At 70.2% G+C, this 16955-nt stretch carries 13 protein-coding genes; 9 read left to right on the top strand and 4 right to left on the bottom strand.

Annotated features, from left to right (window positions below):
• Positions 1-279 precede the first annotated feature (279 nt).
• Genes LG391_RS16635 through LG391_RS16625 form a run of 3 tightly spaced genes read left to right on the top strand, consistent with a single transcriptional unit; the run spans position 280 to position 4879 of the window.
• The gene (locus LG391_RS16635) at positions 280-1629 is read left to right on the top strand and encodes an MFS transporter (RefSeq protein ID WP_225769116.1); all 1350 of its coding nucleotides are present in this window, start codon (positions 280-282) and stop codon (positions 1627-1629) included.
• A 44-nt stretch (positions 1630-1673) separates the two neighbouring features.
• Complete coding sequence (locus tag LG391_RS16630) at positions 1674-3530, top strand: ATP-binding protein (RefSeq protein ID WP_225769115.1); 1857 nt, start codon at positions 1674-1676, stop codon at positions 3528-3530.
• Positions 3527-4879: a sigma-54 dependent transcriptional regulator gene (locus LG391_RS16625; RefSeq protein ID WP_225769114.1), complete on the top strand. Its 1353-nt coding sequence runs from the start codon at positions 3527-3529 to the stop codon at positions 4877-4879. Before LG391_RS16630 ends, LG391_RS16625 begins: the two co-directional genes overlap by 4 nt.
• Before the next feature lie 23 nt (positions 4880-4902).
• On the opposite strand, the gene LG391_RS16620 is transcribed toward LG391_RS16625, so the two are convergent.
• Both LG391_RS16620 and LG391_RS16615 read right to left on the bottom strand, forming a co-directional pair.
• Entirely contained in the window at positions 4903-5781 is an 879-nt protein-coding gene (locus tag LG391_RS16620; RefSeq protein WP_225769113.1) for an NAD(P)-dependent oxidoreductase, read from the bottom strand.
• A 1-nt stretch (position 5782) separates the two neighbouring features.
• Positions 5783-6511: a FadR/GntR family transcriptional regulator gene (locus LG391_RS16615; RefSeq protein WP_225769112.1), complete on the bottom strand. Its 729-nt coding sequence runs from the start codon at positions 6509-6511 to the stop codon at positions 5783-5785.
• Between the two features lie 263 nt (positions 6512-6774).
• On the opposite strand from LG391_RS16615, the gene LG391_RS16610 reads away from it, so the two are divergent.
• The 5 genes from LG391_RS16610 to LG391_RS16590 all read left to right on the top strand — a co-directional run bounded on the left by LG391_RS16610 (position 6775) and on the right by LG391_RS16590 (position 13864).
• Positions 6775-8730: an ABC transporter substrate-binding protein gene (locus LG391_RS16610; RefSeq protein ID WP_225769111.1), complete on the top strand. Its 1956-nt coding sequence runs from the start codon at positions 6775-6777 to the stop codon at positions 8728-8730.
• A gap of 61 nt (positions 8731-8791) precedes the next feature.
• A complete protein-coding gene (locus LG391_RS16605) occupies positions 8792-9778 on the top strand; it encodes an ABC transporter permease (protein ID WP_225769110.1) in 987 nt (328 codons plus the stop codon).
• Between the two features lie 8 nt (positions 9779-9786).
• Positions 9787-10911, top strand: a complete 1125-nt coding sequence (locus LG391_RS16600) for an ABC transporter permease (protein ID WP_225769109.1) — start codon at positions 9787-9789, stop codon at positions 10909-10911.
• 8 nt (positions 10912-10919) lie between these two features.
• On the top strand, positions 10920-12647 hold the full coding sequence (locus LG391_RS16595; protein ID WP_225769108.1) for an ABC transporter ATP-binding protein: 1728 nt from the start codon (positions 10920-10922) through the stop codon (positions 12645-12647).
• Positions 12644-13864 (top strand): mandelate racemase/muconate lactonizing enzyme family protein, encoded by a 1221-nt coding sequence (locus LG391_RS16590; RefSeq protein ID WP_225769107.1) that lies wholly within the window; start codon positions 12644-12646, stop codon positions 13862-13864. The genes LG391_RS16595 and LG391_RS16590 overlap by 4 nt, the downstream gene beginning before the upstream one ends.
• 178 nt (positions 13865-14042) lie before the next feature.
• On the opposite strand, the gene LG391_RS16585 is transcribed toward LG391_RS16590, so the two are convergent.
• Both LG391_RS16585 and LG391_RS16580 read right to left on the bottom strand, forming a co-directional pair.
• A complete protein-coding gene (locus tag LG391_RS16585; protein ID WP_225769106.1) occupies positions 14043-14945 on the bottom strand; it encodes a dihydrodipicolinate synthase family protein in 903 nt (300 codons plus the stop codon).
• Between the two features lie 6 nt (positions 14946-14951).
• Positions 14952-15632, bottom strand: a complete 681-nt coding sequence (locus tag LG391_RS16580; RefSeq protein WP_225769105.1) for a GntR family transcriptional regulator — start codon at positions 15630-15632, stop codon at positions 14952-14954.
• A 112-nt stretch (positions 15633-15744) separates the two neighbouring features.
• Between LG391_RS16580 and LG391_RS16575 the strand changes: the two genes are divergently transcribed.
• Complete coding sequence (locus tag LG391_RS16575; RefSeq protein ID WP_225769104.1) at positions 15745-16941, top strand: mandelate racemase/muconate lactonizing enzyme family protein; 1197 nt, start codon at positions 15745-15747, stop codon at positions 16939-16941.
• The last annotated feature ends 14 nt before the right edge of the window (positions 16942-16955 follow it).

Below are 16955 nucleotides of genomic sequence, written 5' to 3'. Positions count from 1 at the left end.
GCACCGCACCGTAGCGCCGCCGCGCGCCTGTGACGATCGGTACCGGGGCAGGGAGGAAGACCGGCCCGGCCGTGACCAACCGGCATCCGCCGCCGGCGGAATCCTGCCGGCGGCGGAAGCCGGATCGGCGGATTTCCGCCGATCCGCGCCGGCATCGGTTCCGCGAAACGGCCGGACTCCGCCATTTCCGGCGGCGTCCCGGCCCTGGCATCCCGCTTGCACCTCTCCCCGCCGGCCGCAGCCGCGGCCGGTCAAGAAAGCCCGTTCGGGGAGATGCTCATGGAAGACGCCGTTTCCGGTCTCGGCCAGCGCCGATTCCGTCCCGCGCCCGCCGTCGCCCAGCCGGTCGGCACGCGCCAGAGGATCGTGTCGATCTTCGGCGGCTCGGTCGGCAACCTGGTCGAGTGGTACGACTGGTACATCTACGCCGCCTTCTCGCTGTACTTCGCCAAGGCCTTCTTTCCGGCCGGCGACACCACCGCCCAGCTGCTGAACACGGCGGCGATCTTTGCCATCGGCTTCCTGATGCGGCCGATCGGCGGCTGGCTGATGGGCATCTATGCCGACAAGCACGGCCGCAAGGCCGGGCTGACCCTGTCGGTGATGGTGATGTGCGCCGGGTCGCTGATCATCGCCCTGACCCCGACCTACGAGACCATCGGCGTCGCGGCGCCGGTGCTGCTGGTCCTGGCCCGGCTGCTGCAGGGCCTGAGCGTCGGCGGCGAATACGGCGCCAGCGCCACCTACCTGTCGGAGATGGCGACCAGCCGGCACCGCGGCTTCTACTCCAGCTTCCAGTACGTGACGCTGATCATGGGGCAGCTGCTGGCGCTGGCGGTGCTGATCCTGCTGCAGCAGGTGTTCCTGACGTCGGAGCAGCTGGAGGCCTGGGGCTGGCGCATCCCGTTCTTCATCGGCGCGATCTGCGCCGTGGTGGCGCTGTATCTGCGCCGCAACCTGGCGGAGACCGAGGCCTACACCAAGTCCAGGCGCGAGCCGCGGAAGGAGAGCATCCTGCGGGCCCTGCTGCGCCACCCGCGCGAGATCATGATCGTGGTCGGGCTGACGCTGGGCGGCACGGTCGCCTTCTACACCTACACCACCTACATGCAGAAGTTCCTGGTCAACACCGTGGGCATGAGCAAGGCGGATTCGACCCTGGTGTCGGCCGCGGCGCTGTTCCTGTTCATGTGCCTGCAGCCGGTGGTCGGCGCCTTCTCCGACAGGATCGGCCGGCGGCCGCTGCTGATCGGGTTCGGCGTGCTGGGCACGGTCCTGACCGTGCCGATCCTGTCGACCCTGGCGCAGACGACCGACGCGCTGGCCGCCTTCGGCCTGATCGTGGCGGCGCTGGTCATCGTCTCCGGCTACACCTCGATCAACGCGGTGGTGAAGGCCGAGCTGTTCCCCACCGAGGTGCGGGCGCTGGGCGTCGGCCTGCCTTATGCCCTGACGGTGTCGATCTTCGGCGGCACCGCCGAATACATCGCGCTGTGGTTCAAGGACATCGGGCATGAGAGCTGGTTCTACTGGTACGTGACCGGCTGCATCCTGTGCTCGCTGCTGGTCTACGCCTTCATGCGCGACACCAAGTCGGCCTCAAGGATCGACGACGGCACGCAGCCGTAATAGGGTCCAGGCCCCGCCGCACGGTGCGGCGGGGCCTGTAAACCGTGTCGCGACTGCCGATGAACGTCACCGCCCGCCGGGGCCGGATCCTGCTCTTCGCCGCCGTCGGCTTGGCGGCGGCCGGCCTGTCGCTGGCGGTGCAGGGCTGGGTGCTGCGCGACAACCTCGCGGCGCTGGAAGGCCAGGCGCGGGAGCGGCTGACCCTCGCCGCCGCCAGCGTCGAGGCGGCGATCGGCCGGTTCCGCTACCTGCCGCAGGTGATCGGCCAGACGCCGCAGATCCGTGCCCTGTACGGCGCACCGCCCGGCCCGGCCGCTATCGACACCGCGAACCGCCACCTGCAGGCGATCAGCGGCGCGGCGGGCGCGGCCGCGCTTTATGTCCTCGACCGCGACGGCACGGCGATCGCCGCCAGCAACTGGGACACGCCCGGCAGCTTCATCGGGCACGGCTACGCCTACCGGCCCTATTACCGAGAGGCGATCGAGACGGGCGAGGGCAGCTTCTATGGCATCGGCGCCACCACCGGGCAGCCCGGCTACTTCCTGGCCAGCCGGATCGACGCGCCGGGGCCGGGCGGCCGGCCCGCGCCGGTCGGCATCGCCGTGGTCAAGGTCGATCTCACCGGGCTGGAGCGCGAATGGGCCGGGGCCGACGCCACGCTCGGCATCGCCGATGCCGACGGCATCCTGTTCCTCGCCGCCCGACCGGGCTGGCGCTACCGCCCGCTCTTCGCCCTCGACGGCCGCGCCCAGGCCTCTATCCTGGCGGAGCGGCGCTATGCCGGGCTGCCTTCCGTCACCCGGCCGATCTTCCGCAGCCGGACGGAAGCCGACGACCAGGGCCGGTCGGTCCGGCTGCTGGATCCCGGCGCCGGCGGCGACCTGCTGCTGTTCACCCTGCCGCTGCCCGACCATGGCTGGTCGCTGATCGCCGTGGCCGATCCGGGGCCGGCCCGGACCAACGCCCTGGTCGCCGCGGCAGCCGCCGGCCTGGCCGTGATCGTCGTGGTGCTGGCCGCCGTGCTGTGGCGTGCCCGCCGCCGCGCCCGCATTGCGGAGCGCCGGTCCAAGGACGAGCTGGAACGCCGCGTGGCCGAGCGGACCGAGGCGCTGACCGCCGCCAACCGGCGGCTGGAGGACGAGATCGAGGAACGCCGCCGCGCCGAGGCGGAACTGCACCGCACCCGGGACGACCTGGTCCAGGCCGCCAAGTTGGCCGCTCTGGGCCAGGCCTTCGCCGGGCTGGCGCATGAGATCAACCAGCCGCTGGCGGCGCTGAAGACCTATCTGGCCAGCACCCGCCTGCTGTCCGGCCGCGGTGAGACCGCGAAGGTGGCCGCCAATATCGACGTGATGGCCGAGGCGGTCGACCGCGTCGCCGGGCTGACCGGCCAGCTGAAGCGCCTGGCCCGGCGCGACGGGCACGATTCCGTGCCGGTCGATCTGGCCGCGGTGCTGGACGGCGTGCTGCGCCTCCTGGCCTATCGCCTGGCCGATCTCGGCATCGCGGTCGAGCGGACGGGGGACGGCCCGGCGGTGGTGATGGGCGAGGCCGGGCGGCTGGACCAGGTGGTGATGAACCTCGTCAGCAACGCGATCGACGCGGTGCGCGGCCGCGAGACGCGGCGGATCCGGGCTGTGGTCGAGACCGGTGGCGGCACGGCCCGGCTGACGGTCGAGGATTCCGGCCCGGGCATCGATCCGGCGATCCGCGACCGGCTGTTCGAGCCTTTCGTCACCACCAAGGAGGCGGGGGACGGCCTCGGGCTGGGCCTCGCCACCGTCTACCGCATCGTCCGCGACCATGGCGGCGGCATCAGCCATCGCCCGTCCGATCTCGGCGGCACCGCCTTTGTCGTGACATTGCCGCTTGCCGAAGCGAAGACCGTCGCCGAATGACCGAAACCTCCCACCGCATCCTGGTCGTCGAGGACGACCCGTCGGTCGCCGGGTCGATCGAGCAGTGGCTCGGCCTGTGCGGCTTCACCATCGAGACCGCGCGCTCCGCGGCCGAGGCGCTGCGCCGGATCGACGGCTTCGCCCCCGACGCGGTGCTGACCGACGTCCGCATGCCGGGCGAGAGCGGGCTGGAGCTGCAGCGCCGGCTGGCGGCGGAGCGGCCGGGCCTGCCGGTGGTGCTGCTGACCGGCCATGGCGACGTGCCGATGGCGGTGGCGGCGCTGCAGGCCGGCGCCTTCGACTTCATGACCAAGCCCTACGAGCCCGACCACCTCGCCGCGGTGCTGCGCAACGCCGCCTCGCAGCACCGGCTGCGCCGCCGGGTGAGCGAGCTGGAGACCCGGCTGGACGACGCCCTGGCCGGCACCCTGATCGGCGACGCCCCGGCGATGCGCCGCCTGCGCCGGCTGGTGGCCGAGCTGGCGGCGCTGCCGGTCGACGTCGTGGTGCGCGGCGAGACCGGCACGGGCAAGGAGGTGGTGGCGCGGGCGCTGCACGATTTCGGCCCGCGCCGCGACCGGCCCTTCGTCGCCATCAACTGCGCCGCGATCCCGGCCGAGATGATCGAGGGCGAGCTGTTCGGCCATGAGGCCGGCGCCTTCACCGGCGCCCGCGCCGCCCGGATCGGCAAGTTCGAGCATGCCGACGGCGGCACGGTGCTGCTGGACGAGATCGAGAGCATGCCGCCCTCGGTCCAGGCCAAGCTGCTGCGCGTGCTGCAGGAGCGGGTGGTGGAGCGGCTGGGATCGAACCGGCTGATCCCGGTCGACATCCGGGTGGTCGCCGCGGCCAAGACCGACCTGCGCGAGCGGGCGGCGGCGGGCGCCTTCCGCGAGGATCTGTTCTTCCGGCTGGCGGGGGTGGAGATCGAGATCCCGCCCCTGCGCGAGCGCGGCGACGACATCCTGCTGCTGTTCGGCCGCTTCGCCGGCGCCGCCGCCGACCGGCTGGGGCTGGACCGGCGCAGCCCGTCGTCGGCCGAGGTCGCGGCCCTGCTGGGCCATGGCTGGCCTGGCAATGTGCGCGAGCTGAAGGCGGCGGCCGAGCGTTTCGCCATGGGCCTGTCGGGCGCCGGAGCCGGGGACATCCTGAACCCGGCGGCGGACACGGGCGGCGGGCTGGCGGAGCGGGTCGCCGCCTATGAGCGCAGCCTGATCCTGGCGGCGCTGCGCGAGACCGGCGGGTCGGTCGCCGCGGCGATGGAGATCCTCGGCCTGCCGCGGCGGACGCTGAACGAGAAGATGGCGCGGCTGGGGATCGACCGGTCCCGGCTCGACCCGTCCGGGTGACGCGATGGCGGTGACGCTCGGGGTCAGCTTCTCTTCCGCCAGACGCGGCGGCGGCGCACCACGCCGTCATGGCCCTGCGCGCTGAACCACCCGCCCTGGAAGTGGTCGGTCACCTGTGGCAGCTCCGCCGACGGCCTGGTCTCGAAGGCCCCGGGCGCGGCGAAGTCGATGGTGCGATCCTGCGGTCGGTAGCCCAGCGCGGTCGCGACCGAGTTGTCCCACCAGGCGGCGTCGGTGGCCGACATGCCGTAGACCGCGGTGCAATCGATGTCGGGATGCTCCAGCCCGATCAGCACCAGCTGGGCCAGGTCGCGCGGGCTGATCCAGACCGCCAGGCCGCGGGCGTCGAAGGGCCGTTCGCCGGCGTTGCCGATGCGGATTGCCAGAGTGCGAATGCCCGTCTTCTCGAAATAGACCCCGGCCTCCAACTCGCCCCAGCATTTGCTGAGACCGTAGAGGCCGTCCGGCCGCATCTGGTCCTCGACCCCGACCCGCGCGTCGCGCGGATAGAAGCCGGTGACGTGGTTGCTCGACGCCAGCACCACGCGGCCGATGCCGGCGCGGAGCGCCGCCTCGTAGACATTGTGGGTGCCGAGCACGTTGACCCGCAGGATGTCCTCGACCGCGCGCTCGTTCGGATAGCCGGCGAAATGGACGATCGCGTCGGCGCCCGCCACCGCCGCGGTCAGCGCCGCCAGGTCGGTGATGTCGACCGAGGTCCAGCTCTCATGCTCCGCCAGCGGGCCGGGATCGGCGATGTCGAGGATGCGCACCGCGCCGATGCGGCCGACCAGCGCGCGGCGCAGCACCCGGCCGACATTGCCGGCGCCGCCGGTCAGCACGATCGACTTGGCGGAGGCCGCGGGCTCGGCGCTGCCACCGGGCGGAACGGTTGAGGTCAATTCAGACTCCTTCGAACATCCGCTGCCGGGCATTCAGGATGTGCCGGCGCATGGCTTCGGCCGCGGCGCCGGCGTCGCGGCGGCGGATCGCCTCGACGATCGCGACATGCTCGTCCTGCACCGCCCGGATCCGCTCCGGCGTCCGCATCCGGCTGAGATGGCGGGTGATGTTCATGCCGACGGCGATATGCGAGGCCAGCGAGGACTGCACGGCGATGTGATAGGGGTTGCGCGTCGCCCGGGCGACAGCCTCGTGGAAGCGCCGATCCTCGTCGGCGCCGAGTTGGCCATTGCCGAGGCACGCTTCCAGGGCCTCGAGCGCGTCCTCGATCTCGCGGAGATCCTCCGCCTCCCAGCGCTCGGCGGCGAGGGCCGCGGCCACGCCCTCGAGCCCGGCGCGGAACTCGAAGCAGCGCTGCACATCGGCCAGCGATCGCATCTGGGCGAATTGCAGCACCGCGAGGTCCGGCCGCCGCCGGACATAGGACCCGGAGCCCTGGCGCGAGACGACCAGCCCGTCCTGCCGCAGCCGGCCCAGCGCCTCGCGCACCACCGGCCGCGAGGCGCCGAACCGCGCCGAAAGCTCCGATTCCGACGGCAGCCGGCTGTTCACGGCGAAGTCGCCATGGGCGATCAGCGACACGATGCCGTCATAGACCACCTCGCTCAGCCGGGCCGGCGGTCCGCCGGCCCGCGGCATCAGGCCGGCATCGCCGTCCGTGCCACTCATGCCCGCCATCCTCCTGCCGGCAAGTTGTCAAGATTGATCACGGGCGCGACCTGCCTGGCCTCCTGCCGAATTCATCCGTTGCCGTCCGGGCTTGCTGTTCTTTGCGCTGTTTGCGCTGCAGCAATTCCGGGCGACAGAAAACGTCCGGAACAAGGCCATTGCGGTTGTGATTTGTCAATATTTGTAATATGACCGGGACGGCAAGGGAAGCGGGCCGGCACGCATGGCGAAGCCGGATCCAGCACACAGGGGAGGGTCCCAGGATGGACGACAAGCTCAGCGCCTCGCCGCACGTGTTCGCCCGACGCATGGTTCTGAAAGGGCTCGCCGGGGTGGCGGCGATGCCGCTCGCGGTCCGGCTCGCCCATGCCCAGGCCGCCAAGGGAGAAGCGCCCGGCCTGGCGCAGCTGGTGAAGGACGGCAAGCTGCCGCCCCTGGCCGAACGGCTGCCGGCCAACCCGCTGGTGGTGCAGCCGCTGACCAGGGTCGGCACCTATGGCGGCACGCTGCATCGCGGCCTGCGCGGCTCGTCCGACCACAACGGCATCCTGCGCGTCGTCGGCAACCAGGGGCTGGTGCGCTGGGACCTCGGCTTCACCAAGGCCCTGCCCAACCTGGCGGAGAGCTGGGAGGTCAACCCCGACGGCACCGAGTTCGTGTTCCATCTGCGCCGCGGCACGAAATGGTCGGACGGCCATCCCTTCACCGCAGACGACATCGTCTTCTCGATCGAGGATTGCGCCAAGAACAGCGAGCTCTACGGCTCGGTCCCGTCGCAGCTGACCATCGCCGGCAAGCCGGTGGTCGTCAGCAAGATCGACGACGCCACGGTGAAGTTCACCTTCGCCGCGCCCTACGCGACATATCTGGAGACGCTGGCGACCCCGCTGGGCCAGCACCCGACCCTGTTCGCCAAGCACTACGCCAGCCAGTTCCACCCGAAATACAACGACAAGGTCGGCGACCTGGTGAAGCAGGCGAACCTGCAGAACTGGACCGACCTGTTCCGAGCCAGGAACGGCGACATCGAGATCCCGCAGCGCTGGAGCAATCCGGAGAAGCCGACGCTCGACCCCTGGGTGGTCGCCGAGCCCTATGTCGGCGGCGCCACCCGCGTGGTGATGAAGCGCAACCCCTATTTCTGGCAGGTCGACACCGAGGGCAACCAACTGCCCTATATCGACGAGCTGTATTTCGGCATCTCGCAGGATGTCGAATCGCTGCTGCTCGACGCCATCTCCGGCAAGCTCGACATCCAGGAGCGGCACGTCAACCTGCTGCAGAACAAGCCGACCCTGTCGCAGAACCGGGAGAAGGGCGGCTACCGGTTGATCGAGCTGGAGCCTTCCGCGGCGCAGCAGTGCCAGATCTACCTGAACATCTGCCACAAGGACCCGAAGCTGAAGGCCTTCTTCGGCAGGAAGGAGGTCCGCCAGGCGCTGTCGCTCGGCATCGACCGGCAGGAGATCATCGAGCTGGTCTATTTCGGCCAGTCCGAACCGTACCAGACCGGGCCGCGGCCGAGCCATCCCTGGTATCACGAGAAACTGGCGCGGCAGTTCACCGAGTTCGACGCCGACAAGGCCGGCGCGATGCTGGACCAGGCCGGCTACGACAAGAAGGACGCCGACGGCTTCCGCCAGCATCCGGACGGCAGCAAGATCTTCTTCGCGATCGACGTGATCCCGACCCTCTATGCCGACCTGGTCGACGTGCTGGAGCTGGTGAAGCGGCACTGGGCGGCGATCGGCATCGACATCAAGGTCAACACCATCGAGCGCGCGCTCTACTACACCCGCGGCGACAGCAACGACCACGACGCGCAGGTGTGGCCGGGCCCGGGCGGCCTCGACCCGATGTTCGACCCGCGCGACTTCTTCGCCCAGCATCCGCAGGGCTCACGCTACGCCATTCCCTGGACGCTGTGGTACGTCTCGAACGGCAAGCAGGGCGAGGAGCCGCCCGAGAGCCAGAAGCAGCGCATGAAGCTGTTCGACGAGGCGCGCAGCACCGCCGACCTCGACAAGCGCGGCGCGATCATGAAGCAGCTGTTCGACCTGACCGCCGAGGCCTTCGAGACGGTCGGCATCTGCCTCGCTGTCAACTCCTTCGGCGTGGTCAAGACCAACCTCGTCAACGCGCCGGAGAAGGAGCCGGATTCCTGGACCTGGCCGAATCCCGGCCCGGCGATGCCGCAGCAGTTCTTCTTCTCGAGCTGACGCCCGGCGCCGCCACCGGTCTTCCTCCGCCGCTCAGCGTCCGTTTCGAGGAGAGCCCCGGATGCTCCGCTTCATCGCCAAGCGCCTGCTGTGGATGGTGCCCGCGCTCTTCGCGGTCAGCTTCCTCGCCTTCGTCCTGATCCAGCTGCCGCCCGGCGACTTCGTGACCAGCTATGTCGCGACGCTCGCCGCCTCGAACGAGATCGTCGACCAGAACGCCGCGGCGGCGCTGCGCGAGCGCTTCGGCCTGAACGACCCGATGCTGGTGCAGTACGCCAAATGGATCGGCGGCATCATCACCCGGGGCGATTTCGGCCTGTCCTTCGAATGGCAGCAGCCGGTCAGCGACCTGATCTGGGAGCGGATGGCGCTGACCCTGGTGCTGACCCTGGCGACGCTGATCGCGACGTGGGCGATCGCGCTGCCGATCGGGGTCTATTCCGCGGTGCGCAAATACTCGATCGGCGACTACATCGTCACCAGCATCAGCTTCGCCGGGCTGGCGATCCCGTCCTTCCTGCTGGCGCTGGTGCTGATGTATGTCGCCGCCATCGAATTCGGGCAGGACGTCAGCGGCCTGTTCTCGCCGGAGTTCGAGAAGGCGCCCTGGAGCATCGCCAAGACCATCGACCTGCTGCAGCACCTGTGGATCCCGGTGCTGATCCTGGCCGTCTCCGGCACCGCCAGCCTGATCCGGGTGATGCGGGCGAACATGCTGGACGAGATCCACAAGCCCTATGTCACCACCGCGCGCGCCAAGGGCCTGTCGGAGTTCCGGCTGCTGCTGAAATATCCGGTGCGGGTGGCGCTGAACCCGTTCATCTCCACCCTGGCCTGGCTGCTGCCGAACTTGGTCTCCGGCTCGATCGTGGTGGCGATCGTGCTGAACCTGCCGACGGCGGCGCCCCTTCTGCTGCAGTCGCTGATGGCGCAGGACATGTATCTGGCCGGCGCCTTCGTGCTGCTGATCTGCGCGCTGACGCTGATTGGCTCCCTGATCAGCGACATCCTGTTGGCGCTGGTCGATCCGCGCATCCGCCTCGAATAGGGGGGCTCATGACCGACCTCGCGACCGTCGCGCCCGCCGGCCAGCTTGCCGTCGCCTCGCAATGGCAGCTGATCTGGTGGGCCTTCCGCCGCCACCGGCTGGCCATGGCCTCGCTGGTGATCGTCGTGATCCTCTACGTGATCGCGGCCGTGCCCGGATTCTTCGCCATCAACGACCCCAGCCAGCAGAACGCCCGCGCCGCCTTCCACCCGCCGCAGGGCATCCACCTGTTCGACCGGGCCGAGGACGGCGGCCTGCAGGTCGGCCTGTACTTCCATCCGCACAAGCTGACCCGCGACCCGGAGACGCTGGCCGCGGTCTACAAGGAGGACCCGAGCCGCAAGGTCGCGGTCTCGCTGTTCGGCCGCGGCTATGAATATTCGGTGCTGGGGCTGTTCACCACGAACATCCATCTCCTGGCCTCGGCCGACCCGAAGCAGCCGCTATTCCTGTTCGGCACCGACCGGCTCGGCCGCTGCGTCTGGAGCCGGATCATGCAGGGCGCCCAGATCTCGCTGTCGGTCGGCCTGGTCGGCGTGTTCCTGTCGCTCGCCATCGGCCTGATCCTCGGCGGCATCTCCGGCTATTACGGCGGCCGGCCGGACTTCGTGATCCAGCGGGTGATCGAATTCGTCCTGGCCCTGCCGACGATCCCGATCTGGCTGGCCATGGCCGCGGCCCTGCCGCAGGACTGGCCGGCCATCACCCAGTACTTCATGATCACCGTGATCCTGTCGCTGACCGGCTGGGCCCAGCTGGCCCGCGTCGTCCGCGGCCGCTTCCTGTCGCTGAGGACCGAGGAGTTCGTCACCGCCGCCCGGCTCGACGGCTGCGGCGAGGGGCGGATCATCTTCCGCCACATGATGCCGAGCTTCCTCAGCCACATCATCGCCTCGGTGACCCTGGCGATCCCGGCCATGATCCTGGCCGAGACGGCGCTCTCCTTCCTCGGCCTCGGGCTGCAGCCGCCAACCATCTCCTGGGGCGTGCTGCTGCGCGAGGCGCAGAACATCCGCTCGATCGCCACCGCCCCCTGGCTGTTCGCACCCGGCGCCTTCGTGGTGCTGGCGGTGATGGCGCTCAACCTGCTCGGCGACGGCCTGCGCGACGCGGCCGACCCCTACAACAAGTGATGGCCTCGATGTCGACACCCCCGGTGCCGTTCCCCGGCCGTCCCAAGCCCGTCCTGGCGGTGCGCGACCTGGTGACCCATTTCCCGACTCGCGCCGGGTTGGTCAAGGCGGTCGACGGCGTGTCCTTCGCGGTCGAGCGCGGCAAGACCCTCTGCGTCGTCGGCGAAAGCGGCTCGGGCAAGAGCGTCACCGCCCGCTCGATCCTGCAGATCGTCGACCAGCCGGGGCGCATCGTCTCCGGCGAGATGGTGCTGAACCGGGCCGACGGCAGCAGCGTCGACCTGGCGAAGCTGCATCCGCGCGGTCGGGCCATCCGCCGGGTGCGCGGCCGCGAGATCGCGATGATCTTCCAGGAGCCGATGTCGTCGCTGTCGCCGATCCACACCGTCGGCGACCAGATCATCGAGGTGCTGCGCCTGCATCTGGGGATGAGCAAGGCCGCGGCCCGGGCGCGGACGATCGAGCTCCTGAAGCAGGTCGAGATCCCGCGGCCGGAGCGGGCGGTCGACCGCTACACCTTCGAGTTCTCCGGCGGCATGCGCCAGCGCGCCATGATCGCCATGGCGCTGGCCTGCAACCCGCAGCTGCTGATCGCCGACGAGCCGACGACGGCGCTGGACGTCACCACCCAGGCCGAGATCCTGGACCTGATCAAGCGGCTGCAGGCCGAATACGGCATGGCGGTGCTGTTCATCACCCACGACATGGGCGTGGTGGCCGAGATCGCCGACGACGTGCTGGTCATGTATCACGGCAAGGTGGTGGAGCACGGCTCGGTCGACCGCATCTTCCACGCGCCGCAGGAGCCCTACACGAAGATGCTGATCGGCTCGGTCCTCAAGCTCGAGGACAAGGCCGAGATCCGGCTGAAGCGCCCGCCGCGGCCGGCCGCCCGCCCGCCGGTGGTCGAGGTCGAGGGCCTGCGCATGCAGTTCGGCACCGGCAGCGCCGCCTTTGCCGCCGTTGACGGCGTGTCGCTGCAGGTGAGGGCAGGGGAGACGCTCGGCATCGTCGGCGAATCCGGCTCCGGCAAGACCACCATGGGGCGCTGCCTGCTGCGGGTCTACGATCCGACCGGCGGCGCCATCCGCTACCGCCGTGCCGACAATTCTGTGGTCGACCTGGCCAAGGCTGACAAGCCGACGCTCGCCTCCTGCCGGCGCGAGATCCGGATGATTTTCCAGGACCCGGTCTCCTCGCTCAACCCGCGCATGACCGTGGCCCAGGTGATCGGCGAGCCGCTGCTGGTCAACGGCATCGCCAAGGGCAAGGAGCTCGACGAGCGCGTCGCCGGGCTGATGCGCCAGGTCGGGCTCGACCCCGCCTGGCGCGAGCGCTACCCGCACGCCTTCTCCGGCGGCCAGCGCCAGCGCATCGGCATCGCCCGGGCCATCGCGCTGAACCCCCGCGTCATCGTCGCCGACGAGGCGACCTCGGCGCTCGACGTCTCGCTGCGCTTCCAGGTGCTGGACCTGCTGCTGAAGCTGCAGGACGAGCTGGACCTGGCCTACATCTTCATCAGCCACGACATCGGCGTGATCCGCTACATGTGCGACCGCGTCGGCGTGATGTATCGCGGCCGGCTGGTCGAGATCGGGCAGGCCGAGGCGGTCTGCGAGGCGCCGGCCCATGACTACACCAAGGCGCTGATCTCCGCCGTCCCGCGGCCCGACCCGCGCCGCCGCAGCATCCACAACCGCATCCGGTACACCGAAGAGCGGAGCCTCGCCCGATGAAGATCACCGACATCCGGACCTTCCTGATGCAGGCGGGCCCGCCGGACCCCGACAAATGGGCGACGGATGGCCGGCTCGGCGACGCGGCGATCGCGGAGGGCAAGCTCGGCGGCTTCCGCAACTGGCTGTTCGTCAAGGTCTATACCGATGCCGGCATCGTCGGCATCGGTGAATGCTCCGGCTGGCCGCGGGTGATCGAGACCGCGGTGCAGGACCTGAAGGCCCTGCTGATCGGCGAGGACCCGACGCATATCGAGCGGCTGTGGCAGAAGATGCAGGTCGCGACGATGGGGCACGGCATGCTCGGCACGGTCGGCGCCGGCGCCATGACCGGCATCGACGTCGCGCTGTGGGACATCAAGGGCAAGGCGCTCGGCGTGCCGGTGTGGAACCTGCTCGGCGGCAAGATGCGCGACCGGGTGCCGATCTACTCCCACGCCAACACGGCCGAGGCGGCGCTGGCGGTGAAGAGCCACGGCATCCGCACGATCAAATGCGGCGGCGTCGCCGATCCTGTGCGCAAGGTCGCGACCTTGCGCGAGGCGGTGGGCGACGAGGTCGACATCGCCATCGACCTGCACGGCCCGCCCTGGCTGACCCCGGCCGACGCGGCCCGGCTGGCGCGGGCGCTCGAACCCTACAACCTGCTGTGGATCGAGGACCCGATCGCGCCCGAAAACCTGGACGGCTACAGGCGCATCCGCGACGCCGCCCATGTACCGCTGGCGGCGGGCGAGCGCATGGCGACGATCTTCGGGGAGCGAGAGTTGATCGAGCGCGAGCTGGTCGACGTCATCCAGCCCGACACCGGCCGGGCCGGGGGTCTGACCCAGATGAAGAAGATCGCGGCGATGGCGGAGGCCCATCACATCATGATGGCGCCGCATTCCGGCTCGCTCGGCCCGGTCGCCGAATATGCGGCGCTGCATCTGCTGGCCGCGATCCCGAACGCGCTGATCCTGGAGCGGCTGGATGCCGACTGGCCGGGCCGCGCCCGGACCGTGGTGCCGCATCCACTGCAGCAGGACGGCTCGATCGCCGTGCCCGACGCGCCGGGCCTCGGCTGCGACATCGACGAGGAGTTCGTCGCGCGCTTCCCGAGCGAGCGCAACGTCGCCGTGCCCGGCTCCGACCGGTCCTATGCGCCCGGCACGCACCGGGAGCACGTCTATGTCCAGACGCGCCTCCGGCGGGCGCCGTATTTCAGCGGGCGGTGAGAGGGCGCCCGGCGATGAGGGCCGAGGCAGATGGATGGCCCGGGGCCACCCCCTCACCCGAAATCGCTTCGCGATTTCGACCTCTCCCCAAGGAGAGGTGAACATGCCCTCTCCCTCGGGGAGAGGGAGGGGCCCATTCGCGTTGGCGAATGGGAGGGTGAGGGGGAGCCGGCCGCGATCAAAGCCCCCAGCGCGACACCTCGCGCTCGAGCGTCTCCCGGTCCGCCGGGTCCAGGGCCGGCAGGCCCGGCAGGCGCACCGCGCCGGCCGGGAAGCCCAGCAGGCCCAGCGCCTCCTTGACCACGGTGACGTTGGCGCCGTTGCCGTAGCGGGTGCGCAGCGTCTCGAAGCGGGCGATCTCGTTGACCAGGGCGCGGGCTTTGGCATAGTCGCCCGCCTCCAGCGCCGCATGGATGGCCAGCGACCGCGCCGGGTCGACATTGACCAGGCCGGAGGTGAAGCCGCGGGCGCCGAGGGCATAGAAGGGCGCCGCCCAGCCCTCGGCCAGGCCGCAGACCCAGACGGCGGTGGCGGCGTCGCTCGACCGCACGCATTCGGCCAGCAGCATCAGGTTGGTGGTGGCGAACTTCACGCCGACGACATTCGGGTGGTTGGCCACCGACAGCAGGTCGTTGAGGCCCATGGCGTCGGACCGGACATAGGCGACCAGCGGCAGGTCGACCGCATCCGCGATCGCCCGGAAATAGGCGGCCTGGGCCTGGGGCGCGGCGAAGGGGTCGAGCGGCTGGTGCGACATGATCGCGGTCGCCCCGGCCTCCCTGGCCCGGCGGCCCAGCGCGATCGCCTCGGTCAGCGACCGGCCGACGGCTGCGATCACGTTGCTGCGGCCCCGGGCGGCGGCCACCGCCGTGTCGTGCACCAGCCGCACCTCGTCGGGCGACAGGGCGTAGAACTCGCCGGTGTTGCCGGCGGCAACGACATTGGGGATGCCGCCCGCGACGATGCGCTCGACGATGCGGCCGGTGAGGTCCGCGTCGACGCCGCCCTCGGCCGTATAGGCGGTCGCATGCACGCCCGAGATGCCGCACAGCGCGCGCCGCAGGCCGTTCCGGTTGTCCATTTTCAGCTACTCCTTCCGGCGCGCGAACGCCGTCTGCACATGTTGCCGGCCCGACCGCACGATGTGGTCGCGCATCGCCCGTTCGGCCGCGTCGGGGTCCCGCGCCTCGAGGGCGGCGAGGATGCTCAGATGCTCGCCCAGAGCGCGCTCGCGCTCCTCCTGGTCGCCGAGCAGGAAGCGGCGGGCCGCCTTGTCGTAGACCAGCTGTCCGGCAAGCAGGCGCTGCAGGTAGCGGCAGCCCGAGGCGGCGTGGATGGTCTCGTGGAAGGTCTCGTTCAGCGTGATCAGCCGGCGCACCGCGCCCGACGCCGTCGCCTGGCGCATGGCCTCGCCGACCGCGCGCAGCTCCGCGATCGTCTCATCCGTGATCCGCGTCGCCGCCTGGCGCGCGATCATGCTCTCCAGCGCCGCGCGCGCCAGCGCCATCTCCTCGGCCTGGGCGGCGTCGAAGGTGATGCGGATGCCGCGGCGCGGCTCGGTCCGCACCAGCCCTTCCAGCTCCAGCCGGCGCAGCGCCTCCTTCACCGGCGTGGTGCTGACGCCCAGCTGTGCCGCCGCCTGGCGCTCGTTCAGCAGCGATCCGGTCGGCAGCTGGCCGGAGATGATGGCCTGGCGCAACTGCTCGTGAACATGGTCGCGCAGCCCCTTCAGCATGTTCGGATCGAGCGATGGCAGGGGGCGGTGCACGTGGTCCTCTCGTTGCCTCCGGCGGATTCCGGCGTCGGCGATTTCTTGAGACTTGATATATCAGGTCTCATGAGGTTAAGTCTACCGCCAAGGCAAGGGGAGGAGTGGCGGCGTGAAGATCGACCGTCTGCGGACCTATATGACGCGCGACAAGGACCGCCCGCGTCTGCTCGTCGCCATTGACACCGATGACGGCCTGACCGGCTGGGGCGAGTGCTACAACCACGGGCCCGACCGGGCGCTGGCGCCGCTGCTGGAGTACCTGTTCACCTTCCTGCAGGGGCAGGACCCGCGTCGCATCGAATACATCGTCCAGTACCTGATGCAGCAGACCCGCTTCCCGCCGGGCGCGCTGACGCTGGCGGCGATCTCGGCGATCGACCACTGCCTGTGGGACATCTCGGCCAAGGCGCTCGGCGTCCCGGTCTACATGCTGCTCGGCGGCAACGCCCGCGACCGGGTGCGCGTTTATGCCGGCGTCTACACCGCCCCCGATGCGCCTGCGGCGCGGGAGGAGTTCGACCGGCTGAACGAGGCCTGGGGCCTGACCGCCTTCAAGCTCAGCCCCTATCGCATCAACATCTACGAGAACCGCTGGGGCGAGGTGGTGCGGACCAGCGCCGACTACTTCCGGTCGCTGCGGGAAACGGTGCGCAGCGACTACGAGATCGCCTTCGACGCCCATGCCCGCATCTTCGAGCCGCACCAGGCGGTGCAGCTCGGCAACGCGCTGGCGCCCTACGACCCGCTGTTCTTCGAGGAGCCGATCCGGCCGGAGAATGTCGAGGTCTGGGGCGACATCAAGCGGCAGATGGCCTGCACGCTGGCGACCGGCGAGTCGCTGTACAGCCGCTTCGAGTTCCTGCGCCTCCTGTCCCATCGCGGGGCCGACATCATCCAGCCCGACATCTGCGTCGTCGGCGGCCTGCTGGAGATGCGCAAGATCGCGGCGATCGCCGAGGCGCATTACGTCACGGTCGCGCCGCACAATCCGATGGGACCGCTGGCCACGGCGGTGAACCTGCATTTCTCCGCTGCCCAGCCGAACTTCCGCATCCTGGAGTACCGGCTGCCGCACGGCCCCAACTACACCTTCGAGGCGGGTGGCGGCGGGGCGAAGGCCGATCCCTCGGCCGGCGCCTGGTATGTGAAGGACCCGTATCTCCCGCGCGAAGGCTATCTTGAGCTGCGTCCCGACCGGCCGGGCTGGGGCGTCGAGATCGACGAGGAGGTGCTGAAGACCGACGGCTACGTCCATTGGGAGCGGCGCGTCGGCCTCCGCCCCGACGGATCGAGCGCGTTTCCGTAAGCAACCAAGAACGG

The organism is Inquilinus sp. Marseille-Q2685 (assembly GCF_916619195.1).
Classification (GTDB): domain Bacteria; phylum Pseudomonadota; class Alphaproteobacteria; order DSM-16000; family Inquilinaceae; genus Inquilinus.
Note: the sequence above shows the minus strand (reverse complement) of the source record. Positions and strands in the feature narration are given on the sequence as shown.

Excerpts from the sequence above, each read along its gene's own strand:
- LG391_RS16635 (WP_225769116.1), top strand. The coding sequence starts at position 280 with ATGGAAGACGCCGTTTCCGGTCTCGGCCAGCGCCGATTCCGTCCCGCG.
- LG391_RS16625 (WP_225769114.1), top strand. The coding sequence starts at position 3,527 with ATGACCGAAACCTCCCACCGCATCCTGGTCGTCGAGGACGACCCGTCG.
- LG391_RS16615 (WP_225769112.1), bottom strand. The coding sequence starts at position 6,511 with ATGAGTGGCACGGACGGCGATGCCGGCCTGATGCCGCGGGCCGGCGGA.
- LG391_RS16610 (WP_225769111.1), top strand. The coding sequence starts at position 6,775 with ATGGACGACAAGCTCAGCGCCTCGCCGCACGTGTTCGCCCGACGCATG.
- LG391_RS16605 (WP_225769110.1), top strand. The coding sequence starts at position 8,792 with ATGCTCCGCTTCATCGCCAAGCGCCTGCTGTGGATGGTGCCCGCGCTC.
- LG391_RS16600 (WP_225769109.1), top strand. The coding sequence starts at position 9,787 with ATGACCGACCTCGCGACCGTCGCGCCCGCCGGCCAGCTTGCCGTCGCC.
- LG391_RS16595 (WP_225769108.1), top strand. The coding sequence starts at position 10,920 with ATGTCGACACCCCCGGTGCCGTTCCCCGGCCGTCCCAAGCCCGTCCTG.
- LG391_RS16590 (WP_225769107.1), top strand. The coding sequence starts at position 12,644 with ATGAAGATCACCGACATCCGGACCTTCCTGATGCAGGCGGGCCCGCCG.
- LG391_RS16585 (WP_225769106.1), bottom strand. The coding sequence starts at position 14,945 with ATGGACAACCGGAACGGCCTGCGGCGCGCGCTGTGCGGCATCTCGGGC.